This is a genomic window from Pseudomonas sp. JBR1 (assembly GCF_028198185.1).
GTDB lineage: Bacteria > Pseudomonadota > Gammaproteobacteria > Pseudomonadales > Pseudomonadaceae > Chryseomonas > Chryseomonas oryzihabitans_E.
Window position 1 is genome coordinate 1,939,965 of the sequence record NZ_CP116340.1, and the last position, 25,441, is coordinate 1,965,405.

Here is a 25,441-nt window from a genome sequence, read left to right on the forward strand (position 1 = left end):
CTGAAAATAGAAAAGCCTCCCGAGGGAGGCTTTTCCTGACGCCGAAGCGGCAAGCCGTCAGAGAAACGACATCAACGCAGGTTGATGATGGTCTGGGTAATGGCGTTCTCGGTCTCGATGGTCTTGGCGTTGGCCTGGTAGTTGCGCTGCGCCACGATCATGTCGACCAGCTCGGTGGAGATATCCACGTTGGACGCCTCCAGGGCACCGGACTGCAGCGAACCGAGGGTCCCGGCTCGGGGCGTTCCCACTACCGGCTGACCGGACTCCGCAGACTCGGTCCAGGAGGTCTTGCCCATGGGCGTCAAACCCTGGACGTTGGCGAAGTTGGCCAGGATCACCTGTCCCTGCACCTTGGACTGACCATTGGTGTAGCGAGCGAAGATCTGGCCGGTATCGTCGATTTCCAGGCCGGATAGCTGGCCAGTGGTGTAACCGTCCTGATTGACGCTGTTCACCGCGAAGGCAGTGGAGAATTGCGTCGAGCCCCGCGGATCGAAGGTGAAACCGCCAGTATTGCCCAGGGCACCGTTCCAGCTGTAGTTGGCCGGGTTGCCGCCATCGGAGATCGCCGGGATCCAGCCACTGCCGCTCGAACCGGTGGGATCGGCGGCGAAGGTGATGATGTTGGTCTTCGGATCGACCGAGACTCCCGACGAAGACGAGGTCACGCTGCTCAGCTTGCCAGCAGCATCGAAGGTCACGCCAAAGCTCTGCGGCTGGGTACCGTAGGCGGCCACGGCCGCAGCTACCGACGCCGGTGTCGCGCCAGCCGCCGCGGCAGCGTTGTTGGCGATGTTCTTCACCTGGGGCGTTGCCCCGGACATGTTGTTGACCGCATTGGCGACACTGTTGGCCGTGGCACCGGCAACCCCGGCTGCGGTGTTGGCGGTCTTGGTGGCAATACCGGGATCCAGCGGGTTGCGCCCGTCGATCAGCACCTGCATGGACCACTGGTTGGTCGCCGGCGCCGGCGCCTTGACGAAGTATTGCGACATGACGTGCGAGTTGCCCTGGCTGTCATAGATGTTCAGCGAGGTCGAGGAGTTGTAGGTCTTCGGATCCGAGGGATCGAAAGGCGTCAGCGTCGGCGGCGTACTGGTCGAGTTCAGGTTGAACTGCTGAGCGATCTGGGTAGTGGACTTGGGTGCCTGGCTGGCAGTCTCGACACGCAGGTCGCTGCGCACGCCGGGCTGCAGCAGCCCCTGCGCATTGGTGGTGTAGCCCTGCAGCTTGTAGCCATTGTTATCGACGATGAAACCGTTCTTGTCGGTACCGAAGTAACCTGCCCGGGTGTACTGGACGGCGCCGTTGTTGCTGGTCATGAAGAAGCCGTTGCCATTGATGCCCATGTCCAGGGCATTCTGGGTGGAGTCGATGGTGCCCTGGTTGAACAGTTGCCCAACGTTGCCCAGCAGCACACCGCTACCTTGGGCATTCTTGCCAGTGCCCAGTACGGAGGCCGCATAGAGATCCTGGAACTCCGCCCGTGACTGCTTGAAGCCGACGGTGCTGGCGTTGGCGATGTTGTTGCCGGTGATGTTGAGGTCACTGGACGCGGCCTTGATGCCGCTCAAACCGATATTGAAAGACATGCTGGATTCCTCTTGTGTGCCGCGCCTTACTGGCCGACCGCCTGGACTTTGGAGATACCGATGCTGCCGACGCCGGCAAGGTTGAGTGTCATTTCGCCGCCGTTCTGCCCCAGCGTCACGCTGTCGACATTGGCCGGCAAACTGGTTTTCATGGCCTCGGTCTTGCCATCCACACTGGCCTGGGCCTCGAAGCGATAAGTACCGGCATCCAGCTTCTTGCCGCTGGCATCGGTACCGTCCCAGGTGAAGTTCACCAGACCACTGGTTTGCTGCCCCAGATTCAAGCGGTTCACCTGGTTGCCAGTGGTGTCATAGACGTTGACCCAGACGTTCGGGCTGGACGCCGTCAGGTTGAGCGCGCCCTTGAAGTCCTCGCTGGTATCCACCTTGACCTTGTCGCTATCGACGATCACCTTGCGGCCGACCAGGGTAGAAGCCTGCAGTGCTTGGGAGGACTGACTACCGGAGAGGATCGAGCCGACGCTGGTGTTGAGGTTGGTGATGCCCTCGACGGTACTGAACTGCGCCAGCTGGGCGATGAATTCGCCGTTGCCCTGGGGCTCCAGCGGATTCTGGTTGTTCATCTGGGCGACCATCAGCTTGAGGAACTCGTCCTTGCCGAGCTTGCCGCCCTTCTTGCCGTCGCTGGCAGTCGTCTCAGCGGTAGTGCCTGTCTTGTTGATCGAGTACTTGTCGAGTACCGATTGAGCGGTGGAGTTGGTCGTACTGATGGCCATGGCGCCGATTCCTTACTGACCGAGGGTCAGTACCTTCTGCATCATCTGTTTAGCGGTATTCATCATTTCCGCGTTGGTCTGGAAGGCGCGACTGGCCGAAATCATGTCGGCCATCTCCTCCACTACGTTCACATTGGGGTAATAGACGTAGCCTTCCTTGTCCGCCATGGGATGATTGGGCTCGTAGCGCTTCTGCACCTCGCTCGGATCCTCGACGATACCCTTGACCTCTACCCCGACACCGGCCTGGCCCTGGTCGTCGAACAGCGAAGCACCGCCCTGGGCCGCGTTGAACTGGGCAGCGAACACCGGATGCCGCGCCTTGTAGGTCTGGTCGACGCTGGAGGAGACGGAGTCGGCGTTGGCCATGTTGCTGGCCACGGTGTTGAGGCGAACGTTCTGGGCGCTCATCCCGCTACCGGCGATGTTGAACAGCGAACTCAGGGACATGGCTATTCTCCGCGCAGGGCCGACATCAGCCCCTTGAACTTGCTATTGAGCAGGGTGAAGCTGGCCTGGAAATTCATCGCGTTCTCGGCGTAGTTGGCCTGCTCGACCTGGGCATCCACGGTGTTCTGGTCCACCGACGGCTGGGTAGGGATACGATATTTCAGCGCGGCATCACCCATGCCCATGTCGAAACCCTCGGCGGCGATATGGCGGCTGTTGGTGGTTTCCAGCTGATAGTGTCCGGAAGCCCCGGAGGCATTCTTGGCCGCCTGCTCCGCCAGCACAGCACTGAAGTCCAGATCCCGCGCCTTGTAGCCTGGGGTATCGGCATTGGCGATGTTGTTGCCCAACACCTCGGCGCGCTGAGAACGGAAGTTCAGCGCCTGCTCGTGCAACCCGAGTGCTTTGTCGAAACTGATGCTCATGTCGAGAGACCTTTGACGTGGCTTGCAAGCGATTTAGCAAGGCCCGTGCCAGTCTCTAAAACCCTTCTAAATCAAGGGTTCCATTCAGAGCGGCAGTCAGAATGGCCGCAAGCGGCAAGGTTTTTCCGCCGCCGTTGCCGGCTACGGGAGCCAGGGCGGCAAAACTTTGGCGCAAAAAGAAAGGGCAGACCTGGGTCTGCCCTTGGGGATGTCCATACAATGGCCTACTTGGCCTTGTAGATGATGCCCGGATTGCACTGCACCATCTGATAGAGATCCGGCAAGCCGTTGAGGGCTTCGGACGCACCCAGGAACAGATAGCCGCCCGGCTTGAGGGTGGCATGGATGCGGGTGAGGATGTCCTTCTTCACGTCAGCGGAGAAGTAGATCAGCACGTTGCGGCAGAACACCATGTCGAACTTGCCGAGGCTGGCGTAGCTGTCCAATAGATTCAGAGCGCGAAATTCGATCCGACTGCGAATCGCCGGCTTGACCGCCCAACGATTTGGCTGCAACACGTCGAAGTAGCGCTGCAGGCGTTCCTGGGACAGACCGCGACCAATCGCCAGCGAATCGTATTCACCGGACTTCGCCGCAGTGAGAATGGCGCCCGAGAGATCGGTCGCCACGATCTGCATACCGCCACGCCCCTGCCCTGCCGCGCTGCGCTCGAATTCGTCCATGGTCATGGACAGCGAATAGGGCTCCTGCCCCGAGGAGCAGGCCGCCGACCAGACCCGCAGGCGCTGGCCGAAGGTATTCTTCGTCAACTCCGGCAAGAGGCGGTTCTTGAGTACCTCGAAGGGATAGGTGTCGCGAAACCAGAGGGTTTCGTTGGTCGTCATCGCATCGATGACCTTTTCCCGCAAGCCGCCACGGGGCTGCATCTGGATGCGCTGCACCAACTCCGACAACGTCTTGATCCCCTCGGTCTCCATCAGCTTGTTGAGCCGACTGGAGACAAGGTACTGCTTGTTGTCACCGAGCAGGATCCCGCTGGATTTCTCGAGGAAATCACGAAAAAGCACAAAATCCGCGTTGACTGCTGACACTGCCGCTCCGCCTTCTGGATACCGGGATAGAGACGCCTTCACCTAGTGACTGTCGACCGCATTGATGCGCTCGGCTACCCGGGAGGCAAGATCATCGGGACGGAACTTGGCCAGGAAGTCGTCCGCGCCGACCTTCTTGACCATCGCCTGGTTGAAGACGCCGGACAAGGAGGTATGCAGCAGTATATGCACTTTCTGCATTCGCGGATCATGACGGATTTCCGCCGTGAGGGTGTAGCCATCCATTTCCGGCATCTCGATGTCGGAAATGATCATCAGCAGCTCCTCTTCCGGACGCTTGCCTTCGTCGACCATACCCTGCAGGTAATTCAGCGCCTGACGACCGTCATTGAGCGAGATCACCTCTACCCCGACGGTTTCCAGGCAGCGACTCACCTGCTTGCGCGCCACCGAGGAGTCGTCGACGATCAATACCCGCTTGGTGATGGCCTTGGCCTGTACCACGTCGCTAATCACGCCGGCCGATACGGTCTCGACGGACGGTGCCACCTCGGAAAGGATCTTTTCCACGTCGATGATCTCGACGAGCTGATTGTCGACCCGGGTGACGGCGGTCAGGTAGTGATCACGGCCGGTGCCCTTGGGCGGCGGATTGATGCCTTCCCAGTTCATGTTGACGATCCGCTCCACCGAACGCACCAGGAAGCCCTGCACCTTGGTGTTGTACTCGGTGATGATCACGAAGCAGTTGTTGATGTCTTCCAGGCCACGACGACCGGTGGCCATGGCCAGGTCGATGATGGGGAAGGTGCCGCCACGGATGCTGGCCACGCCGCGCACCACCGGGCTCGATTTCGGCATCACGGTGAGCTTGGGGCACTGCAGCACCTCCTTCACCTTGAAGACGTTGATACCGTAGAGCTGCGAGCCGTCCAGGCGGAACAGCAGTAGCTCCAGACGGTTCTGGCCCACCAGTTGGGTACGTTGGTTGACTGCGTCCAATACACCAGCCATTTGGCGACTCCTCTCGTTGCCTCGGACCGGTTGGAAAACTCGGCACAGGGCTTGCTTAGATGTGACTCATGAAGATCGAAGCGACGTGTTTCCGACCTATGAAAACCTCTTGCCGCTGGGCTGCGAATCTCATGTTGATCCTGGCATGCCTGGGCGGAAAGGCCTATGCAGAAGGCGACTACACCTCATCTGACGAACTTATCGGCGCTGTCGAAAGTTTTCTTGAGGAGCGCGTGCAGGAATATTTACTGGACACCCATTCCGACGCCCGCCATGAAACCCAGATCAACTCCCTTGATCCCCGCCTGCGCCTCGCCGCCTGCGACAAACCTCTGACGCTGTCGCAACAGGGCACTCCTGCGCCGGTGGGCCGGATCAACGTCAAGGTACGGTGTGAAGGCAGCAGCCCCTGGACGGTGTTCGTGCCAGCCCAGATCAAGCTCTATCGCCCCGTAGTCGTCACCTTGCAGCCCCTTCTACGCGGCACGGTGCTGGACACGAGCAACGTAGCCCTGGTCGAACGGGACGTCGGGACGCTGACACAGGGCTACCTCACCAGCCTGGAACAGGTAATCGGGACCCAGCTGAAACGTCAGGTGGTCAGCGAGCAGGTGCTGGCGCCCTCCTTTATCGAGCAGGCCGAACTCATTCGCAAGGGCGAACAGGTGGTCATCAATGCCCGCAGCGCCTCCTTCAGTATTCGCATGCAGGGTGAAGCCCTGTCCAATGGCGCCAAGGACGAAGAGATTCGGGTACGGAATCTGAGCTCCAACCGGGTGATTCGCGGTCGGGTGGTCGATCAGGGACAGGTGGAGGTAGCGCTTTAGCGGAGGAGTCAAAAGGAGTACCTTGAGCGTCAGCATCCTGAACCTCTGCGCCCCATCCTGTCGAAGGATGTGAACCGGCGCACAGGTCTACGGCTAAAGTTTCGGCGGGGTACGCCGATAAGCCGGGTATGCGAACGAGACGACACGAGGATCTCCACTCATGGCTCTAGATATCAATCGCCTGAATTCGTCCTCTACTGCGGGCATAGGCAATACCAAGGCCGCGTCCACCAAGGATGTGTCCACGGCTCAAACCAGCGACGTCAAGGCTACCAAGAGCACCGCCTCCGGCGAGTCGGTCAGCTTGAGCGCCGAAGCCAAGCAACTGAGCTCCCTGACGGCTGGGCTCAAGGATCTGCCGGTGGTCGACAGCGACAAGGTCAGCCGCCTGAAACAGGCCATCGCCGATGGCTCCTACAAGGTCGACAGCCAGAAGGTGGCCGACAAGCTGATGGCGTTCGAGTCCTGACGCCCGGTTCGGCATGGCCTTCCTGACGATCGCAACTAAGGTTCGAACGGAAAACGCGCCATGCCCAATGCTACCTTGCTCGACATCACTCGCCACGACATCGACCTGAGCGAGCAACTGCTGGCTTTGATCGAGCAGGAATTCCAGGCCCTGAGCGAGCGTCAGCTCGAACGGCTGGAGTCGCTGCTGGACACCAAGCAGATCCTGCTCAAGCAGCTCGATCAGCATGCCCAGCAGCGTACCGCCCTGCTCCAGGCCCATGGCCTGCAGGTCGATCTGCAGGGGCTGCAGGCCTATGCGTCCAGACAGCCCGATGGGGAAGAGCTACTGGCGGCTTCCAACCAGCTCGCGCAGCTCATGGAGCAGTGCAAGATCCGCAACGTGCGTAATGGCCAGATCATCCAGGCCAATCGCTTCGTGGTCGGCAAACTGCTCAACGTGCTGCAGGGCACTTCGGCTCCCACTTTGTACAATCGGCGCGGCAGCCAGACCGGTGGCGGTTATCAGCGCCCGCTGAGTTCGGCTTGATCACCGTCGTTTTTCCCGCACTGGCGTTTTCCGCTGTACAGATGGCCGTTAGCCATTATGCTTGCTGACCGCTGTCTACAGGAGTTCTCAGGTGCAAGGTGCCTCTGCTAGCCAAAACGCCCCCCAGCCACCCCAGGTGTACCGTTCCAAAGGAGAAATCCTGGCGTGCTTGCGGCCTGCGCAACAGCAGCACATCCCGCTGCGGATCACGTTCAGCCGACAGGATCAGCAATTCCAGAGTTTCGTCGTCGAGATCGACGAGACCAAGGGCCTGATCGCCTTGGACGAATTCATTCCGCGCGAGGCGGAGCGACTGCTCGAGCAAGGTAGGCCCTTTCGCGTGGACAGCTTTCATGAAGGCATTCGGGTGACCTGGCAGATCGATCGCCCCGTGCAATTCAGCGAGCTCGACGGCAACCGCTGCTACTGGGTCGAGCTGCCCAGCGAACTGACCTACCACCAGCGGCGCAATGCCTATCGGGTCAAGCTGCTCCTGACCCAGCCGGCCACGGCAGAACTGAGTCAGATAAACAGCCAAGTACAGCTACGTGGCCAGTTGATCGACCTGTCAGCTACCGGCTGCAAGCTGCGTTTTCCTGGCAACGTCACCCACCTGCTGCAACCGGGGCAACTGGTACAGAGCTTTACCGCCGAACTGCCAATCGGAGCCATCAACACCCCGATAAATATTCGCCATGTGGCCTGCACGGAGCGCATGGAACACAGCGAGGTCGGCGTCAGCTTCCACAATCTGGGCGGCGCCGCTCAACGCCAGATCGAACGCCTCGTCTACCAGCTGCAGCGAGAGAACCGCCGGTTCGAATGACCAGCCGGGCGCCCAGGACTGCTGGACGCCCCCCACCTCTCAGGTCGCCTTGGATTCAGGCGGGTTCTCCGGGAACTCGATCTCTTCCTGCAAAGGCGCCCCCTCCTCGGCAGGCTCCTCCTCTACGACCGGCTCAGTGTGCATCTGGTCATGCACCACCTGGCTATCGACCCGTGGATCCAGCGCGGCCACCAGGGGCGAGCTGGTCGATCCCTCGGGCATGGGCACGTGGCTCAGCGGCGCCTCCTCGACCAGATGCTTACCGGTAACTGCATTCGGACGGATCCGCCAGATCAAAATCCCGCCGCAGAGTACGACGAAGGCATAGAGCATGTTGGGTCCGACCAGATTCATCAAGCCGCCCACCAAAAGTGGCCCGATACAGGCACCGACGCCGAAGGTCACCAGCAGCATGGCGCTCAGTGAAACCCGCCGCTCACCTTCGATGTGATCGTTGGAGAGCGCTACCGCCAGGGGATAGAGCACGAATTGCAGCAGACTGACGATAAGGCCCAGAGGTAGCAACACTATCGGCGGCACCTTAGGCAGTACGGCCAATGGCAAGGCCGCGATGGTCAGGGCGATAGCGATACCTCGAATCAGCCAGCTGCGATCATGACGATCCGACAGCCAACCGATCGGCCACTGAGCGATCAGACCGGCGAAGATGCAGCACGCCATGAACAGACCGATGCGTTCGGTGGGCAGTCCCTGGGCGCTGGCATAGAGCGGGGCCAGGCCATAGAAGGAGCCGATCACCAATCCGGCTACCAGGGTGGTGGTCAAGGACTGCGGAATTCGCTGGATGAAGAAGGTCGGTTCCAGTGGCGCCGGCTTGAGCGGCGCCGGGTGGATCTTGCCGGTGACCGCCACCGGCACCAGACAGAGCGCATAGCAGATGGCGACCAGCATCAGCTTGTCGACGCCGAGATCGGGCGAGACCACCAGTACCACCTGCCCCAGCGCCAAGCCGAGATAGGAAGCTGTCATGTAGCCGGAAAAAACCTTGCCCCGCTCGCCGGGCCCGGCCTGCTCATTGAGCCAGCTCTCCAGCACCATGTACTGGCACATCATGCCCATGCCGATGAGCACCCTCAGCGCCAGCCACACGGGCAGCCAGGGCAACAGCCCTATGCCCAGCACCGCGGCGCCGACAACACCTGCGCAGGTCACATAGGCCCGGATATGGCCGACCTTGGCGATCAGCCGGTGCCCGAGCTTGCCGCCTATCACCAGCCCCGCGTAATAGGCGGCGGTCAAAGCGCCTACCCAAAGCCCTTGGACCTGATCGGCAGCCAGCCGCAGCCCCAGATAGGTACTCAGCAGACCCGTTCCGATCAACATCAACAGCGTCGCGAAATAGAGCCCGCGAAACGCCGACAGCACACGCACCATTGCCTACTCCATCGTCTCTTGCACATCAGGCAAGCGCGACGGGATCAGCTTCGTCGTTGCGCTGCCAGCTGGGCATCCGCGCCCAGGCGTGGGTTGTAGTGGCCTGCACAGGCCTTCATCAGTACCTGCAGCACCGACAGATTACCTCTGACGCTGCTGATCTTGGTGGGTACCTCGCCCTTCGGATAGCGCCGCACGGTAGGGAGTTCCACGCAGCGATAACCCAATTTGGGTACCCGATAGGAAAGATAGGCCAACAACTCGTAGGTGCTGAACTCATCGCGGAACGGCGCGACACGCGGATCCAGCAGCATGGCCCGGCTGTAGGCGCGGAATCCCTGGGTGGTATCGGTCCAGTGGAAGCCGGACGCCAGGCTCAGCATGGGCGCGTGGATGAAGCGGATGGCGAAGTCGCGGGACTTGGGCGTGTTCTCGGCCACGCCACCGGCCAGAAAGCGCGAGGCCTGGACGAAGTCGTAGCCCTGCTCGATGGCCTCGATGAAGCGCGGGATGGCATCGGGATCATCCTTGTCGTTGCCGTCGATGGTCACGATGCCGGTATAACCCTCATCGAGCACGAAGGCATAGGCGCAGCGCAGCTGGGCGCTGAGCTTGCCTGGCGCGGTCTTGACCAGCAGCCCGCGGACGCCCAGTTCCTGCAACCGTTGCGGCTCCAGCGAGCCATCGGTGCTGCCACCGTCGACGATGATGACATCGGCGATGTCGGCGATCTTCACCGCCGCCATGCGCCGCAGGAGATTGAGGATCCGCTCGCCTTCGTTGATGACCGGAATCACCACGCAATGCGGACGGCTGCGACCATTCCAGAAGGTCGTCGAATAGCTGGGTACCTGCCAGAGGGCACGCTCGGTGGCGGGAATTGCAGTAGTCATAGGTCCTCCAGATTCAACCGACACGGGCCGTGATGAGGGCGACACCGGCGATGATCAGGACGATGCCTGCCGCCGTGGTCCAGGGAAAGGCTTCGCGAAAGATCACCACCGACAGCAGGGCGACGCTGGCGATGGCCCCGGCGGTGAGTACCGGGTGCGCCACGTTCAGCGGCAGCTTGGCCAGCGCGGCGGCGTAAAGCAGGAAAGCCAGCCCATACATGAAAAGGCCAAGCCAGAACGGCCAGTTGGCCAGGGCACCCATGGGATCGCTCAGGCTGGGAAAACGCCGCGGCGGCAGCATGGCGAGCTTTACCAGCACGCTTGCCGAAGCATTGGAGGCGATGCCCAGGATCAGGATCAGCCACTTCATGCCGCGACCTCCGGCAGATCACGATAGGCCCGGATCGCGGTCTGGACGCCACGTTCCAGCGCCGCCAGGTTGGAGCCCTGCTTCGCCGGCAGCATCTCGATGCTGACCACCTGCTCCGGCAGACGCCGGGTCAGGGCGAAGGCGATACCTTCGTGGTTGGTGCCACCCTCCCCCAGGGTCACCAGATCCGGCTCGCTCGCGTGGACGTGGCCGATCAGCTCGGCATGCTCTTCGAGCACGCGCGCGGCATCTTCCTCGTTGATGGTCAGGGCACCGGTATCGAGTTGCATGAGGATCGCCGGGTGGTCCACCGCCCGCACCACGGCGGCCGTGGAATCGCTGTCGATCATGAAATTGGCGCCATAGCGCGGCGGATTCGGCTCCAGGCAGATCTGGACGCTACGGGCCGCAGCCACATCGCCCAGACGTCGGAAGAAGTCACGCGCCTGTGCCAGAGCCTCCTCGTCGCTCAGTCCGGTGCGATCCCGATTGCGCGGCGAACCGAACACCAGACGCGTCGCCCCCAGGCCTTCGGCGACCCGGCAGACCCCCTCCAGCTGGGCCAGCAGCGCACGCTGGACGTCGTCGCTACCAAAGACGTTGAGTCCCGTGGTGCCGAACAACAGCGCCTGCATGCCGGTGATCTCGATACCCCGGGCCTGCCATTCCTGGCGTACCCGCTGGATGTCCTGCGCGGTCGCCGTCTTGGGATCGGCGAAATACTTTCCGGGGGCGATATCGATGGCGTCCACCCGGTGCTGCTGCAAGATCTCGGCGACCATGGCGTCGTCGGCAGGATCCCAGGCGATATTAGAAATGGCGATGCGCATCACTGACCCTCCGCCTTGATGACCGGAGGTTCCGATTGCGCATAGGCTCGTACCGCGAGCAAGGTGTCGCGCGCGCTGTACTGATAGCCATCCCGGCCGCCGAAGACTTCGGCGTGCACACTGCGGAAATCGTAGCGCGCGGGCGTGCCCTCCAGCGTATTGCCGAAGTCGCGGCCGAAGCCCTGGCTGGCGATGTCCGCCACGCTGATGGGCTCGGCGGTCAGGTGCACCAGCTCCAGGCCGGCTGCCTGGGCGGTCTGGATGTCATAACCGAGATTGACCATCGGATAGAACTGGAAGACCCCACGGCTTTCCACCGCGTGCAGGTTGTTGTCGTTGAGCAGGTCGTAGATCACGTTCTTGCGCAGCCCCGGGCCGACCAGGCCGGGCAGGCGGACGATCAGCGCCTTGGGAAAATGCTCGCGGACGAATTGCTCCAGGCGATAGCGATTGGCGCCATAGGCGTGAAGTCCTTCTTCGTCCACCACGGTGGTTTCATCCACCCCGAGCGGCTGCTTGAAGACATCCACGGTGCTGATCAGCACGAAGGAATCACACTGGATCCGTGAAAGATGACCGATCAGTCCCTCGATCTTCTGCCGATCCGCCTCGGGATCGCGATTGGCGATCCACTTCTGCGCCGGGGCACCGGCACAGATCACTTGCCCATAGGGCTGATCGCCAATCTGCTCGATGTTGGTCGAGCGAAACAGCGCACCGAAGGCCTTCTGCTTGAGCAGTGTCGACCCCACGAAGCCGCTGTACCCTATCAATGCATCGGTCTTCATGTTGCTCACCCCTTGGTCTTGAATCTCAGGCAATAATCCGGCTGGCACTCCTCGACGGGATAACGCTCGTCTAGGTAGGCCTTGAGCCGTGGAAACTTATCGTGCATGGAAAGGTTGTTCAGGTTGAACGACCAGAAGGTCGTGGAATACACCACGGCTGGCGGATCGGCGTGTTGCAGGTCGCTGATCAGGTCCGCTTCGTAGGGCGGCGTGGCATAGACGGGATAGATGTACTTGGTGCAGGCCGGCAGGTCGGTAACGCCATTGATGACCCCGTTGTTGGCCAGGTCGAAGACGCAGTGGGCGCCGCTTTCCAGCAGACGGCGCGAAGCCCATTGCACCCCGGGCGTCGCCAGCGCGGCGTCATCCGGCAAGGCAGCCAGTTCCGGCACCCAGGCAAGCCCCTGGGCCCACACCCGCTCGACCGGCGACTTGTAGAGGTTGAACCCGGCCAGCAGCACCAGCAGCGCTGCCAGCGCCGGCAGCAGCAGCCGACGGCTGAACGCCAGCAGCGCACCCGCCAGCAGCACCGCGAAGAACGGCGAGGGATTGAGCCCGACCAGGCCGAGCAATACGGCGGCGGCAATAGCGACCGCTGCTGCCCGGGGATGCGCTGAGAGATCCCAGCCGCCGTTGCGGGCCAGGCGGTGACGCCGGGCGGCATATAGCAGGCTCAGCAAGGGCACCCAGAAACCCATCTGGATGTGCTGGAAGTCCGCCCGGTTGACCCCGATCTTGAAAAAGATGGCGAGCAGCACGGCCAGGGCCCCGATCAGCGGCAGATCCTCGCTCCAGCGCCACGGCCAGGGCAGGCAGCGGATCAACGCAAAGCCTGCCAAGGCCGTAGGCACCGCCAGCAGCAGACTCAGGGCAAGGGGCCTCGCAGTAAGGCCATAGCCCCATTGGGACGAGGTTTCCAGCAGGAAGGTCAGGTTCTTGACGTAGTCGGTCAGCGCGAAGAAATCGGTACCAAAGCCCAGCCAGGCAACGGTCCCCGCGAAAATCAGGATCGATAGTAGATGCCGCCGTTGCAGCAACAAGGCGAGTACTACCGCTGAGCCGATCGCCAGGACGCCGGCGATGCCACGGTCATAGGACCAGAACACATTGAAGCCTGCCGCCAGCCCCAACAGCACCTCGCAGATCAGGCGCTGCGGTGTGCTCGTCACCTTGCGGTGCAGGCAGAACAGGAACAGCGACAGCAGCAGGAAGAGATCGCGATAGCCCACGACCTGGGTCGCCAGGGCGCCGACGGCGACCAGCAGGATCAGCCGGGCACGGCCCCTGGGTAGCGGGCACAGCAGCACCGCCGTTCCCCACAGCAGCAGCGCCGCTCCGGTATTGCACAGCCCATAGAGGATCTGGGTCACCAGGAAAGTGTGCTGGGCACCGAACCAGCTTTGCGCCAGCCATACCGGGATGAAGTCCAGGCCACCGTGGATGGTGAAGGCGTGGGCGCCCGGCTGGCTGTGCAGCAGGGTCGGCAGGGTGGCGAAATACTCCCCCTGGTGGAAGGGATCGAGAATGACGCCCTTGCCGAACAGAAAGAAGTTGATGACGGAAAAGATCAGAACGCTGATGAAGCCGGCGACGCCGGACACCCCCCTGGGTGACGCTTCAGTGGAAGGGTTCAGCATCGAGGCGCTCCAGGGCATCGAAAATGTTGTCGATCTTGCCACCCAGCATCGAATAGCAACCGGGCAATTGGGAATGTTGCTCGAACAGGATGGGACGACCGTCGTCCCCTTCGTTCTTCATCAGGATGGTCTTTACCTCGAACAGCGAGTCCCGGTATTCCACGCGCGCCGCAGCCGACATGTAGCGGGCCACATCACGCACCATCCAGTCCGCGCGCGAGGCACGGTCATAGTCGTCGAGCAGCGCATAGGGATCGGTGCCGTTGGCGTCTTCCCAGTTCAGGTGCGGCGTATAGCGCACGTGGGACAGGGTATGCAGTCCGCGAGCGGGAAAGGGCATCATGGAAAAGAACGGACCGTCCATGACCGTCACGCCGAGATCGCGCAGCTCGGGCGGCATTTCCACCAGGGCCATCTCGGTGATCTCGTGGCGCAGGCGTGTGGTGGTACCCGGGAAATCGCCGCCGTATTGATTGAGGCCACTGTAGGTGCAGTTGAAGAGATAGCGGCAGTGCAGGTCTTCCTGCCCGCCAGCGTCGTTCACCACCTCGACACCTAGGCCACCCGTGTCGGCACGGATCGCCGTCACACGGCTCTTGAAGCGCAACTCGACCCCAGCGGCATCGAGTTCACGACTCACTTCGTCCGCCAATACCGCGGAATTGAAGGCGTATTCCTCGGTGAGATACACCGACTCGATCAACCTGTCGTCGAACAGCCGGGTCAACTCCTTGGGCGCCGGCTCGAGGGAGGCTTCGATGCCCTGACAAAAGCGCTCAAACTGCTTTGCCGTGACCTTGGAGTTGTTGCGGGCGATGGCATACAACTTGGTGAAATCTCGCACCACCACATCAGGGTAGTCGCGCAGGAAGCGCGGCAGATTGACCCGACTGCGAAAGGCCGTGACGAAACTACGGGGATAGTGGTAACCGTTATGAACACGCGCCTGATTGTTGTAAGAGGCACGTTTTAACAGCCCCTCCTCTCGCTCGATCAGAGTGACTTTCGCAAAGCCTCGCGTGCGCATCAGATACAGGGCGGTCATGGCCCCATAAAAACCACCGCCAATGACGATCGCATCTCTCATGATCGTCAGGCCATGCCGGATTGAGTTGCCGGTCTTGCGGCATTGCCGCCCTGCACCACTTCGACATTGAGCTTGTCACGCCGGGTCATCACTGCACTCGTGAACTCTTGAGCGACGTGATAGAGCGGGCCTTCATTGACTCGATGGGTCAACTGCAGGACATATTCGCCAAGCACCAGCAGTACCAGCGATATGAGAAAGAACATGCCGGACTGCTGTAATGAAATCGTCACCCAACCAGGCGCTACATCATCCTTGAACAAGCCGATCGCTATCACATAGAGGGAATAGAGCAGATTGGACAGTGCGCCCATGATGGACAGGAAACTGACCATGCGCATGGGTTTGCGGGTGGAGGACACCAGCAACCGTGCCCCGCGATCGAAACTACCGGACAGTCGCTTGGGCTTGGTACTGCGCGGCGGCATGCTGTATTCGAGATTGATGCGCGAGAAGCCTGCCGTGGCTGGCAGATGGCGATAGGTCAGCGCCGGCGCCGGATGCCGCAGGATATAGTTGATGACCTTCTTGCTGAGCATCCGGTATTGGGGAGCGTCCTTGGCCAGGTCGACTCCATTGAATTGCTTGTAAAGACTGTTGAAGCCCCGGGAGCAGAGACTGTAGGAGAGTGTCTGCCGAACTTTCTGCTGGTTGTTGGCAAATACCACGTCGACCCCATCTGCGGCCTGCTGCAACATATCGGGCAGGAAGGCGATGTCGTCGGTCTCCGGATCTATGACGACCGCGAAGTCTCCCAAGGCGTTTTCCAGGCCCACCCAGGCAGCAGTGTCGGAGTCCACTTCCTTCGTCAGGGCATATACCTGGAGGTTGGGCAGTCCACTGACACTGGTCAGTTGCTTTAATCGAGCTACGCTGTCATCAGAGGAGGCGTTGTCGACGATGATAAGTTCGTAGTCACTCACCAAGGGACCGATGACAGTGGCAGCGCGCTCCAAGGCGTCCTGCAACTCGGTCGCCTGGTTACGAACGACGAACACGACTGAAAGTAGGACGGGATAAAAGGCCATGACGAACCTCCAGAGGCGTTCCAGATTCTTGCAATGCAGACGGTTAGCCATCGGAGAGTACAGATAAATTCAGCGGGTTTTGTTCCGCTGCGCTAGGCTGTGATCACAGCCACAAATCGCTATCTGGAGAGCCTGGAAGTCGAACAAGGTCGCTGTTTTTGCCCTATCCTCCGAAACTGCTGTAACGGTTCGGCAAGGGCACTTGGAGAGTCGGACAGCGAGGAAAGGACTAGAAAGGAATCTGGTGTCCCAGAGTGGGGTCGAACCACCAACCTTCCCCTTAGGAGGGGGATGCTCTATCCAATTGAGCTACTGGGACAGGAAAGGGCGCTTATGGTAACGAGCAGCAGAAGGTTTGTCATGTTTCGGTTCGCATCGGCCAGAACGATGGGTTGGGACCGGCGGGCACAGGAAGTTCTTCAGCGGCTTTGCAATTTAGGTGGTACGTCGGTAAATTGACGTCAATAAAAATTGATACCTAGGGACAGGTCGTTACAGAGTCCAAGGTGCCGTGAGTGCTAGCGGAACGAGACGAGGGCTTATGCCTTCACTGATATTTGACTCCAGATGAAGTACCTCAATGACCCAGGCCATTAGATCCTACTCAAGCCGTACCGCTGATAAATTCGTCGTGCGTCTGCCCGAGGGCATGCGAGAGCGCATTGCAGATGTGGCCCGCAACCATCATCGCAGCATGAACTCCGAAATCATCGCGCGCCTAGAGCAGAGCCTGCAGCAAGAGGGCGCCCTTGGCGACGAACCTGGTTTACGCCTGGACAGCCCGGAGATCACCGCCAGCGAGCGGGAATTGCTGCAGCGTTTTCGTCAACTGTCAGGCCGACAGCAAAACGCCTTGATCTCGCTGATCGCCCACGACATCGACGCCGCTTCCTGACGGCGTCCAGGCTGCCCTGCGTCCGAGCAGCCTGTTGCAGCCCGCCCTGCCCTACATCAGGAACAGGGTGGCAAGCCCCAAGAAGATGAAGAAGCCGCCACTATCGGTCACGGCGGTGATCAGTACGCTCGACCCCATCGCAGGGTCGCGACCGAAACGCTGCAAGGTCATGGGAATGAGCACGCCCATGAAAGCAGCCAGCAGTAGATTAAGGGTCATGGCGCCCATCATCACCAGGCCCAGCGACCAGCTGCTGTAGAGATAGAAGGCTACCAACCCTATCACCCCACCCCAGATGACGCCGTTGCACAGGGCGACGCCCATTTCCTTGCGCAACAACCGGGTAGTACTGGTGACGCTGATCTGTCCCAGGGCCATGGCCCTCACGATCATGGTGATGGCCTGATTGCCGGAGTTGCCACCGATACCTGCCACGATGGGCATGAGCGCGGCCAGTGCCACCAGCTTTTCGATCGAGTCCTCGAACAGGCCGATGACACGCGAGGCGATGAAGGCAGTGATGAGGTTGGTGGCCAGCCAAGTCCAGCGGTTGCCTACCGATTTCCACACCGAGGCGAAGACGTCTTCGTCTTCACGCAGACCGGCCATGTTGAGGACTTCGCTTTCGCTTTCCTCACGAATCAGGTCGACCATTTCATCGATGGTGAGACGCCCGATCAGCCTGCCGCTCTTGTCCACCACGGGCGCGGAAACCAGGTTGTAACGCTCGAACGCCTGGGCGGCGTCATAGGCATCGCCGTCCGGATGAAAGGCCACCGCCTCCTTGGCCATGACCTCGACCACGAGCTTTTCCGGATCGTTGACCAGCAGCCGCTTGATCGGCAACACGCCCTTGAGGATGCTGTCGTTATCGACGACGAACAGCTTGTCGGTATGGTCGGGAAGCTCTTTGAGGCGGCGCAGGTAGCGCAACACCACTTCCAGAGCGACATCATCGCGGATGGTCACCATCTCGAAGTCCATCAGCGCGCCGACCTGGTCCTCTTCATAGGACAGGGCGGAACGCACCCGCTCGCGCTGCTGGGCGTCGAGGGCGTCCATGAGCTCGTGAACGACGTCGCGCGGCAGATCCGGTGCGAGATCGGCGAGCTCGTCAGCATCGAGCTGACCGGCGACCGCGAGAATTTCCTGATCATCCATGTCGGCGATCAGTGTCTCTCGGACAGCGTCCGAGACCTCGAGCAGGATTTCACCGTCGCGCTCGGTCTTGACCAGACCCCAGACGGTCAGACGATCTTCTTGCGGCAGGGCTTCCAGGATGAAGGCCACGTCGGCCGGGTGCAGCTCGTCCAGCCGGGCACGCAGCTCTTCGAGGCCTTCTTGGGGGATATCGGCGGGGGAAACGGGGCCGCGGTCCTGACCTTCACGGGCCTCGACAGCAAGGTCGTAGCGCTCCAGCAACTCGACGACCTGGGCGAGCCGCTCTTGCAGCGTCTCGTGGGGCTTTCTGATTTCTGCTTCGTTCACTACGGTCATAGCGCACTCCGGCCCGCCGGCGGAGCGCACCGACGAACCCTATCTCAACAACGGGACGAAAAAGGCGATTGAGTGTTGACTGGGTAAGTCCATAAGGGGGATGACCACTGCCCCGGCGGGGCTGACGGCGGGGATGATACACCGGACCGGTTGCAGGTGCGAACGCAAAAGGTTTTCAAAACAGCTATTTGCAAGGGCTTTGGCAGGGCATCAGGGCCACCCTTTCGGCCCTCGTCCGCCGACCCTTACTTCGCTAAGCTTGAGTGCCTACGTCAAGGAGGACGTCTCATGAAGAAGCTGCTCGCGCTCGGTCTGCTGCTGGGCTGCACCACCGCGCAATCGGCCACGGTATATCGCTGCGAAGATGCCACTGGCCACCTCACCTTTTCCGCCAGCGGGTGCCCCTCGGGCAGCGATAGCAGCCTGCAGCGCGCCGACAATGCTCGTCCGGGCGGCGCCAAACCCAAGCTGATGGCGAAGCCGAAAGCCTCCCAACCCAAAGCTGCCGTGCGTGAGCCGACGGTGGTGGCGGCCAAAACGGATGGTTGCGGCGACTTGCTCACTAGTAGCGAAAAGCGCCAGGCGATCATCCGGGGGCAGGTGAAGATCGGCATGAGCCGGGCGGACGTGGAGAACGCCCTGGGGCAGCCGCAGCGGATTTCCCAACTGGATACCCTGACCCGCTATCACTACGAGGCGCGCCGAGGCAAGGAACGCTCGCGCCTGGTGACCTTCGACGAGCACGGCTGCGTGCGTCGACGCTGACGCACGCAGCTGGCCAGGGCGCGTCAGAGCACGGCGCGGGGGTAGGAGCCGAGGACCTTGAGTGCCACGGCGCCCGTGGACAGCCGCTCCAGGACGTCGCGGATCAGCGGATCGGCCTGGTGACCGAGGAAGTCGATGAAGAAGACGTAGGTCCACTTGCCGCTGCGCGACGGCCGCGTCTCGATCCGGCTGAGATCGATGTTGTTGGCATGGAACGGCAGCAGCAACTCGTGCAGGGCACCGGGCTTGTTCTGCATGGAGACGATGATGGAGGTCTTGTCGTCGCCACTGGGCGGCACGTCCTGGTTGCCGATGATGAGGAAGCGCGTGGAGTTGTCCGGGCGGTCCTCGATCTTTTGCTGCACGGGGGTCAGGCCATAGAGCGAGGCCGCCATGTCACCGGCGATGGCCGCGCTGTTCCACTCCCCCTTCACCCGCCGCGCCGCCTCGGCGTTGCTGGCCACCGCCACCCGCTCGACGCTCGGGTAGTAGGAGTCCAGCCACTTGCGGCACTGGGCCAGGGATTGGGCGTGGGAATAGATGCGGGTGATGCTGTCGGGCTTGGTGTTCTCGCCAATCAGCAGGTGGTGGTGGATGCGCAACTCCACCTCGCCGCAGATGGACAGGTTGTGCTCGAGAAAACTGTCCAGGGTGTGGTTGACCGCACCCTCGGTGGAGTTTTCCACCGGCACCACGCCGAAGTTGGAGGCACCGGCGGCGACCTCGCGGAAGACTTCGTCGATGGCCGCCATGGGCCGTGTCACTACGGCCTTGCCGAAGTGCTTGAGCGCCGCGGCCTGGGAGAAGGTACCCTCCGGGCCAAGGTAGGCCACGTGCAGCGGCTCTTCCAGAGCCAGGCAGCAGGACATGATCTCGCGAAACAACCGCGCCATGTCCTCGTCACGGACCGGACCGCCGTTACGCTCCATCACCCGCTTGAGGACCTGGGCCTCGCGCTCGGGCCGATAGAACACGGGCTTCTCGCCCTCCGCCAGCGTCTTCATCTTGACCCGCGCCACGTCCTGGGCGCAGCGGGCGCGTTCGCTGATCAGCTCCTGGATGCGTTCGTCCAGACTGTCGATGCGCAGGCGCAGGGCCTTGAGCTCGTGTTCCGACATGATCAGCCGTGCTCCTTCTCGAATTCGGCCAGATAGGTCACCAGCGCCTGGACGGCTTCCAGGGTGACGGCATTGTAGATGGAGGCGCGCATGCCACCCACCGAACGGTGCCCCTGCAGATACAGCAGGCCGCGTTCTTCGGCGCCCGTGAGGAAGGCCTTGTCCAGACGCTCGTCAGCCAGGCGGAAGGGCACGTTCATCCAGGAACGGTCGTTCTTGGCGATGGGATTGCTATAGAAATCGCTGTTGTCGATGAAGCCGTACAACAGGTCCTTCTTCTCGCGATTCAGGCGCTCCATGGCGGGCAGGCCGCCCTGCTCCTTGAGCCACTTGAACACCAGCCCGGACAGGTACCAGGAGAAGGTGGCCGGGGTGTTGTACATGGAGCCGTTGTCGGCCTCGACCTTGTAGTCGAGCAGCGTCGGGCAGGCGGCGCGGGCGCGACCGAGCAGGTCTTCGCGAACGATGACGACCACCAGGCCGCTGGGCCCGATGTTCTTCTGGGCGCCGGCGTAGATCAGGCCGAAGCGCGAGACGTCCAGCGGACGCGAGAGGATATCGGAAGAGGCATCCGCTACCAGGGGCACGTCACCGACCTCCGGAATCCAGTCGAACTCCAGGCCGCCGATGGTCTCGTTGGGCGTGTAGTGGACGTAGGCCGCGTCCTTGGACAGCTGCCATTCGTGCTGCCCGGGAATGGCGAAGTAGTCGTAGCCCTTGGCACTGGCGGCGACGTTGACGGTGCCGTAGTGCTGCGCCTGCTCGATGGCCTTGCGCGACCAGATGCCGGTGTCGATGTAGTCGGCGGTGCCGCCTTCTGGCATCAGGTTCATCGCCAGCTGGGCGAATTGCAGACTGGCTCCGCCCTGCAGGAACAGCACCTTGTAGTTGCTGGGCACGCCCAGCAACTCGCGCAGGTCGGCCTCGGCCTGGCTCGAGATGGCGGTGAAGTCCTCACCGCGGTGACTCATCTCCATGACCGACAGGCCACGGCCCTGCCAATCCAGCAGATCGGCCTGGGCCTGGCGCAACACAGCTTCAGGCAGGGCCGCCGGGCCGGCGCAGAAGTTGTAGGCACGCTTGCTCATCACTCGTCATCCTCGTTGGGAAGGTCATCGCTCGGCACGTCGCTGGCACCGGGCAGTACATCGTCCTGATCAGGCTCGTGACTGTCGACCGGCAGCTCCTTATCGAGCAGCTCGTCGTCCAGTTCGGCTTCGTGATCCAGCAGCTCGTCGTCCACCGAAGGCTCCTGCACCCGCTCCAGGCCTACCAGCTTCTCGCCTTTGCCGAGCTTGATCAGGGTAACGCCCTGGGTGTTCCGGCCGGTCCGGGAGATGCCCTCCACCGGGGTCCGTACCAGGGTGCCCTGGTCGGAGATCAGCATGATCTCCTCGCCGTCCAGCACCTGGATGGCACCGATCAGGGGACCGTTGCGCTCGTTGATGACCATGGCGATCACGCCCTGGCCACCTCGACCGCGCTGCGGGTACTCGGCCATGGCGGTACGCTTGCCGAAGCCGTTGAGGCTGGCGGTGAGGATCTCGGCGCCCGGCTCGGGGATCAGCATGGAAATCAGGCGCTGGCTCTCGGCCAGGCGCATGCCGCGTACACCGCGGGCGGTACGGCCCATGGTGCGCACATGGCGCTCCTTGAAGCGGATGACCTTGCCACCGTCGGAGAACAGCATGACTTCGCGGGCACCATCGGTGATGGCGGCGGCGATCAGGCTGTCGCCCTCCTCCAGCTTCAGCGCGATCAGACCATTGCTGCGCGGACGGCTGAACTGCACCAGCGGGGTCTTCTTCACGGTACCGTTGCGGGTGGCCATGAAGATGTAGGCACCGGTGGCTTCGTCTTCGCCGGCATCGATGACCTCGCCCTCTTCGCCTTCGCTCTCGACGTCGTCCTCCACCAGCACCGCGTCTTCTATGTCGAGGTTGTCGTCCTGCTCGCCCAGGTCCTCGTCACCGGCGGGCGCCTGCTGGCGCACGGCTTCCAGATCGACCGGCAGCATGGCGGTGATGCGCTCACCTTCGGCCAGCGGCAGGAGGTTGACCAGCGGACGACCCCGGGCGGCGCGGGAGGCTTCCGGAATCTCGTAGGTACGCTTCCAGTAGACCTTGCCCAGGCTGGAGAACAGCAGCAGGGTGGTATGGCTGTTGGCGACCAGCAGGTGTTCGATGTAGTCCTCGTCCTTGACCGCCGAGGCCGAGCGGCCACGACCACCACGGCGCTGGGCCTGATAGGCGTGCAGCGGCTGGGACTTGGCGTAGCCGCCATGGGAAATGGTGACGACGCGGTCTTCCTCGGTGATGAGGTCGGCGATGGTCAGGTCCACATGGGAGGCGACGATTTCGGTGCGACGCTTGTCGCCGAACTCCGCCTTGACCTTTTCCAGCTCTTCGCGGATGACTTCCATCAGCCGCTCGGGATTGGTCAGGATGCGGATCAGCTCGCCGATCTGCAGCAGGATCTCCTGGTACTCGGCGATGAGCTTTTCGTGCTCCAGGCCGGTCAGGCGGTGCAGACGCAGGTCGAGGATCGCCTGGGCCTGTTCGGGCGAGAGGTGATACTTGCCCTCGTGCAGACCGTACTGCTCGGGCAGCTCGTCCGGGCGGCAGGAATCAGCACCGGCGCGCTCGACCATCTCGCGTACCGCACTGGATTCCCAGGGCGTGGCGATCAGGCGCTCCTTGGCTTCCGCCGGGGTCGGCGAGCTCTTGATCAGCTCGATGACCGGATCGATGTTGGACAGGGCGACCGCCTGGCCTTCGAGAATATGGCCACGCTCACGCGCCTTGCGCAGTTCGTAGACGGTCCGCCGGGTCACCACTTCGCGACGATGGCGGATGAAGGCTTCCAGCAGTTCCTTGAGATTCAGGGTGCGTGGCTGGCCGTCGAGCAGGGCCACCACGTTGATGCCGAACACCGTCTGCAGCTGGGTCTGGGCATAGAGGTTGTTGAGCACCACCTCGGGGGTTTCACCACGACGCAGCTCGATGACCACGCGCATGCCGTCCTTGTCGGACTCGTCGCGCAGCTCGGTGATGCCTTCGATCTTCTTGTCCTTCACCAGCTCAGCGATCTTCTCGATCAGCCGCGCCTTGTTGAGCTGGTAAGGCAGCTCGGTGATGACGATCTGCTGGCGATTGGCGCTCTTGTCGATGTCCTCGACTTCGGCGCGGGCCCGCACATAGATGCGGCCCCGACCGGTACGGTAGGCCTCGATGATGCCGGCACGACCATTGATGATGCCCGCGGTCGGGAAGTCCGGACCGGGGATGTACTGCATCAGGTCATCGACGGTCAGCTCACTGTTCTCGATCAGCGCCAGGCAGCCATCGATCACCTCGCCCAGGTTGTGCGGCGGGATGTTGGTGGCCATGCCGACCGCGATACCGCTGGAACCGTTGACCAGCAGGTTGGGGATGCGCGTGGGCATCACCGCGGGGATCTGCTCGGTGCCGTCGTAGTTGGGCACCCAGTCGACGGTTTCCTTGTCCAGGTCGGCCAAGAGCTCGTGGGCCAGCTTGGACATCCGCACTTCGGTGTAGCGCATGGCCGCGGCGTTGTCGCCGTCCACCGAACCGAAGTTGCCCTGACCGTCCACCAGCATGTAGCGCAGCGAGAACGGCTGCGCCATCCGCACGATGGTGTCGTAGACGGCCGTGTCGCCGTGGGGGTGGTATTTACCGATGACGTCACCCACCACACGGGCGGACTTCTTGTACGGCTTGTTCCAGTCGTTGCCCAGTTCGCTCATGGCGTAGAGCACGCGCCGGTGCACCGGCTTGAGACCGTCGCGCACATCCGGCAGGGCCCGGCCGACGATGACGCTCATCGCGTAGTCGAGATACGACTGCCGCAGTTCGTCTTCGATATTGACCGGGAGGATTTCTTTGGCCAGTTCACCCATGAGAAGCCTGGTTCCTTCTGATCTGAAAAGCGCTAGGGCTCGTCCGCACGTCGGCCGAGCCTGATATAGGAGAGGCGAAAGCCCGTCTGGCGGCGTCTGTCACCGGCGGCGCAAAAGGCGCTCCAACCGGTTTTCAGCACTGCATCACCGCCTGCCGAGGGCTTTCGAACAAAGCCTGTGCAAAGAGCGAAATTCTAACACATTCAGGGATGTATCCGCCCCTCACGATCGCCTCAATGCAGGCGCCGCCGATTCATCAGCTCGGCCATCTTCTTGGCGTCCGGCCGCTCCACCACGCCCCGCTCGGTGACGATGGCATCGATGAGGTCGGCCGGGGTCACGTCGAACACCGGATTGAAGGCGTCGACGTCGGCGGCGATCCGTTGGCCACCGGCTTCCAACAACTCGTGACCGGCGCGCTCCTCGATGGGGATGTCGTCGCCCGAGGCCAGATTCATGTCGATGGTGGAGCTGGGCGCCACCACCATGAAGCGCACCCCGTGGTGCATGGCGATCACCGCCAGGTTGTAAGTGCCGATCTTGTTGGCCACGTCGCCGTTGGCGGTGATGCGATCGGCGCCGACGATCACCCAGGCGACGTTGCGCGTCTTCATCAGGTGCGCAGCGGCAGCATCGACATTGAGGCTGACCGGGATCCCCTCCCCGGCCAACTCCCAGGCGGTCAGTCGCGAGCCCTGCAGCCAGGGTCGGGTTTCGTCGGCATGCACGCACTCCACCAGGCCGTCCAGGTGCGCCGCGCGCAGCACGCCCAGGGCGGTGCCGAAGCCGCCGGTGGCCAGGGCACCAGTGTTGCAGTGGGTCAGGAAGGTCTGCTTGCTGGCGTCATGCTTGCGAATCAGCTCGACACCCAGTTGGGCCATGGTCAGGTTGGCTTCGCGATCGCTCAGGTGGATGGCCACCGCCTCGGCTTCCAGCGCCGCCAGGGCCCCCTCGCCGGCCGTACGGGTCAGGCGCTCGCGCATCCGGTTGAGCGCCCAGAACAGATTGACCGCGGTGGGCCGCGACGCCGCCAGCAGCTCGAAGTCGGCCGTGAGGGTCTCTTGCCAGTCCTCACCCGCCGCGGCGCGCTGACGGGCGCCCAGCACCACCCCGTAGGCGGCACTGATACCGATGGCCGGCGCGCCGCGCACCAGCATGTCACGGATGGCCTGGGCCACCTCGGCGGCGCTGTAACAGGCGACCCAGTGTTCGCGCAGCGGCAACAGGCGCTGGTCGAGCAGGTGCAGGGCACCGTCCCGCCATTCGATCGCCTTGATCTTTTCCGCCGCCAGCAGACGCTCTCGCATGATCTCTCCTCGACCTGAATCTGTAGCC

Annotated in this window: 25 protein-coding genes and 1 tRNA gene; 6 read left to right on the forward strand and 20 right to left on the reverse strand. The window is 62.2% G+C overall.

Features of this window, described 5'->3' with window-relative positions:
- Positions 1 to 71 precede the first annotated feature (71 nt).
- The 6 genes from PJ259_RS08995 to PJ259_RS09020 form a co-directional block, all read right to left on the reverse strand.
- Positions 72 to 1,595: a flagellar hook protein FlgE gene (locus tag PJ259_RS08995; protein WP_271655515.1), complete on the reverse strand. Its 1,524-nt coding sequence runs from the start codon at positions 1,593 to 1,595 to the stop codon at positions 72 to 74.
- Between the two features lie 26 nt (positions 1,596 to 1,621).
- Positions 1,622 to 2,332 (reverse strand): flagellar hook assembly protein FlgD, encoded by a 711-nt coding sequence (gene flgD / locus PJ259_RS09000; RefSeq protein WP_059315610.1) that lies wholly within the window; start codon positions 2,330 to 2,332, stop codon positions 1,622 to 1,624.
- 12 nt (positions 2,333 to 2,344) lie between these two features.
- A complete protein-coding gene (gene flgC, locus PJ259_RS09005) occupies positions 2,345 to 2,782 on the reverse strand; it encodes a flagellar basal body rod protein FlgC (protein ID WP_017642009.1) in 438 nt (145 codons plus the stop codon).
- 2 nt (positions 2,783 to 2,784) lie between these two features.
- A complete protein-coding gene (gene flgB / locus PJ259_RS09010) occupies positions 2,785 to 3,207 on the reverse strand; it encodes a flagellar basal body rod protein FlgB (RefSeq protein WP_271655516.1) in 423 nt (140 codons plus the stop codon).
- A gap of 224 nt (positions 3,208 to 3,431) precedes the next feature.
- Positions 3,432 to 4,259 (reverse strand): protein-glutamate O-methyltransferase CheR, encoded by an 828-nt coding sequence (cheR, locus tag PJ259_RS09015; protein WP_026083954.1) that lies wholly within the window; start codon positions 4,257 to 4,259, stop codon positions 3,432 to 3,434.
- Between the two features lie 42 nt (positions 4,260 to 4,301).
- Positions 4,302 to 5,234, reverse strand: coding sequence for a chemotaxis protein CheV (locus PJ259_RS09020; RefSeq protein ID WP_271655517.1), 933 nt, complete (start codon positions 5,232 to 5,234; stop codon positions 4,302 to 4,304).
- 98 nt (positions 5,235 to 5,332) lie between these two features.
- On the opposite strand from PJ259_RS09020, the gene flgA reads away from it, so the two are divergent.
- The 4 genes from flgA (at position 5,333) to PJ259_RS09040 (ending at position 7,884) form a co-directional block, all read left to right on the forward strand.
- The gene (gene flgA / locus PJ259_RS09025; RefSeq protein WP_442964893.1) at positions 5,333 to 6,061 is read left to right on the forward strand and encodes a flagellar basal body P-ring formation chaperone FlgA; all 729 of its coding nucleotides are present in this window, start codon (positions 5,333 to 5,335) and stop codon (positions 6,059 to 6,061) included.
- 160 nt (positions 6,062 to 6,221) lie between these two features.
- The gene (flgM, locus tag PJ259_RS09030; protein ID WP_059315614.1) at positions 6,222 to 6,530 is read left to right on the forward strand and encodes a flagellar biosynthesis anti-sigma factor FlgM; all 309 of its coding nucleotides are present in this window, start codon (positions 6,222 to 6,224) and stop codon (positions 6,528 to 6,530) included.
- A gap of 60 nt (positions 6,531 to 6,590) precedes the next feature.
- On the forward strand, positions 6,591 to 7,058 hold the full coding sequence (locus tag PJ259_RS09035) for a flagella synthesis protein FlgN (RefSeq protein ID WP_059315615.1): 468 nt from the start codon (positions 6,591 to 6,593) through the stop codon (positions 7,056 to 7,058).
- Between the two features lie 91 nt (positions 7,059 to 7,149).
- The gene (locus tag PJ259_RS09040) at positions 7,150 to 7,884 is read left to right on the forward strand and encodes a flagellar brake protein (RefSeq protein WP_271655519.1); all 735 of its coding nucleotides are present in this window, start codon (positions 7,150 to 7,152) and stop codon (positions 7,882 to 7,884) included.
- 39 nt (positions 7,885 to 7,923) lie between these two features.
- On the opposite strand, the gene PJ259_RS09045 is transcribed toward PJ259_RS09040, so the two are convergent.
- The 9 genes from PJ259_RS09045 to PJ259_RS09085 all read right to left on the reverse strand — a co-directional run bounded on the left by PJ259_RS09045 (position 7,924) and on the right by PJ259_RS09085 (position 16,231).
- Entirely contained in the window at positions 7,924 to 9,279 is a 1,356-nt protein-coding gene (locus PJ259_RS09045) for an MFS transporter (protein WP_271655520.1), read from the reverse strand.
- Positions 9,280 to 9,323: 44 nt separating this feature from the next.
- Positions 9,324 to 10,172, reverse strand: coding sequence for a glycosyltransferase family 2 protein (locus PJ259_RS09050; protein WP_271655521.1), 849 nt, complete (start codon positions 10,170 to 10,172; stop codon positions 9,324 to 9,326).
- 13 nt (positions 10,173 to 10,185) lie between these two features.
- Positions 10,186 to 10,542 (reverse strand): SMR family transporter, encoded by a 357-nt coding sequence (locus PJ259_RS09055; protein WP_007160456.1) that lies wholly within the window; start codon positions 10,540 to 10,542, stop codon positions 10,186 to 10,188.
- Positions 10,539 to 11,372 (reverse strand): sugar phosphate isomerase/epimerase family protein, encoded by an 834-nt coding sequence (locus tag PJ259_RS09060; protein WP_271655522.1) that lies wholly within the window; start codon positions 11,370 to 11,372, stop codon positions 10,539 to 10,541. Before PJ259_RS09060 ends, PJ259_RS09055 begins: the two co-directional genes overlap by 4 nt.
- Positions 11,372 to 12,160, reverse strand: a complete 789-nt coding sequence (locus PJ259_RS09065; protein ID WP_059316919.1) for a hypothetical protein — start codon at positions 12,158 to 12,160, stop codon at positions 11,372 to 11,374. The genes PJ259_RS09060 and PJ259_RS09065 overlap by 1 nt, the downstream gene beginning before the upstream one ends.
- A gap of 5 nt (positions 12,161 to 12,165) precedes the next feature.
- The gene (locus PJ259_RS09070; protein ID WP_271655523.1) at positions 12,166 to 13,797 is read right to left on the reverse strand and encodes a hypothetical protein; all 1,632 of its coding nucleotides are present in this window, start codon (positions 13,795 to 13,797) and stop codon (positions 12,166 to 12,168) included.
- Positions 13,778 to 14,842 (reverse strand): FAD-dependent oxidoreductase, encoded by a 1,065-nt coding sequence (locus PJ259_RS09075; RefSeq protein WP_434774621.1) that lies wholly within the window; start codon positions 14,840 to 14,842, stop codon positions 13,778 to 13,780. The genes PJ259_RS09070 and PJ259_RS09075 overlap by 20 nt, the downstream gene beginning before the upstream one ends.
- Before the next feature lie 47 nt (positions 14,843 to 14,889).
- A complete protein-coding gene (locus tag PJ259_RS09080; protein WP_271655525.1) occupies positions 14,890 to 15,912 on the reverse strand; it encodes a glycosyltransferase in 1,023 nt (340 codons plus the stop codon).
- A 242-nt stretch (positions 15,913 to 16,154) separates the two neighbouring features.
- Positions 16,155 to 16,231: transfer RNA gene (locus PJ259_RS09085), tRNA-Arg, on the reverse strand.
- 261 nt (positions 16,232 to 16,492) lie between these two features.
- Here PJ259_RS09085 and PJ259_RS09090 point away from each other — a divergent pair.
- Positions 16,493 to 16,807, forward strand: coding sequence for an Arc family DNA-binding protein (locus PJ259_RS09090; protein WP_007160462.1), 315 nt, complete (start codon positions 16,493 to 16,495; stop codon positions 16,805 to 16,807).
- A gap of 51 nt (positions 16,808 to 16,858) precedes the next feature.
- Here the strand turns inward: PJ259_RS09090 and mgtE are convergent, their stop codons facing one another.
- The gene (gene mgtE / locus PJ259_RS09095; protein WP_423815048.1) at positions 16,859 to 18,304 is read right to left on the reverse strand and encodes a magnesium transporter; all 1,446 of its coding nucleotides are present in this window, start codon (positions 18,302 to 18,304) and stop codon (positions 16,859 to 16,861) included.
- Positions 18,305 to 18,592: 288 nt separating this feature from the next.
- Between mgtE and PJ259_RS09100 the strand changes: the two genes are divergently transcribed.
- On the forward strand, positions 18,593 to 19,069 hold the full coding sequence (locus PJ259_RS09100; protein ID WP_271655526.1) for a DUF4124 domain-containing protein: 477 nt from the start codon (positions 18,593 to 18,595) through the stop codon (positions 19,067 to 19,069).
- A gap of 23 nt (positions 19,070 to 19,092) precedes the next feature.
- On the opposite strand, the gene pheA is transcribed toward PJ259_RS09100, so the two are convergent.
- From pheA to mtnA, 4 genes are all read right to left on the reverse strand, one after another.
- A complete protein-coding gene (gene pheA / locus PJ259_RS09105) occupies positions 19,093 to 20,187 on the reverse strand; it encodes a prephenate dehydratase (RefSeq protein WP_059315624.1) in 1,095 nt (364 codons plus the stop codon).
- 2 nt (positions 20,188 to 20,189) lie between these two features.
- Entirely contained in the window at positions 20,190 to 21,275 is a 1,086-nt protein-coding gene (serC, locus tag PJ259_RS09110) for a 3-phosphoserine/phosphohydroxythreonine transaminase (RefSeq protein WP_271655527.1), read from the reverse strand.
- The gene (gene gyrA / locus PJ259_RS09115; RefSeq protein WP_059315626.1) at positions 21,275 to 24,106 is read right to left on the reverse strand and encodes a DNA gyrase subunit A; all 2,832 of its coding nucleotides are present in this window, start codon (positions 24,104 to 24,106) and stop codon (positions 21,275 to 21,277) included. Before gyrA ends, serC begins: the two co-directional genes overlap by 1 nt.
- Positions 24,107 to 24,339: 233 nt before the next feature.
- Positions 24,340 to 25,413, reverse strand: coding sequence for an S-methyl-5-thioribose-1-phosphate isomerase (mtnA, locus tag PJ259_RS09120; protein WP_271655528.1), 1,074 nt, complete (start codon positions 25,411 to 25,413; stop codon positions 24,340 to 24,342).
- Positions 25,414 to 25,441: the final 28 nt, after the last annotated feature.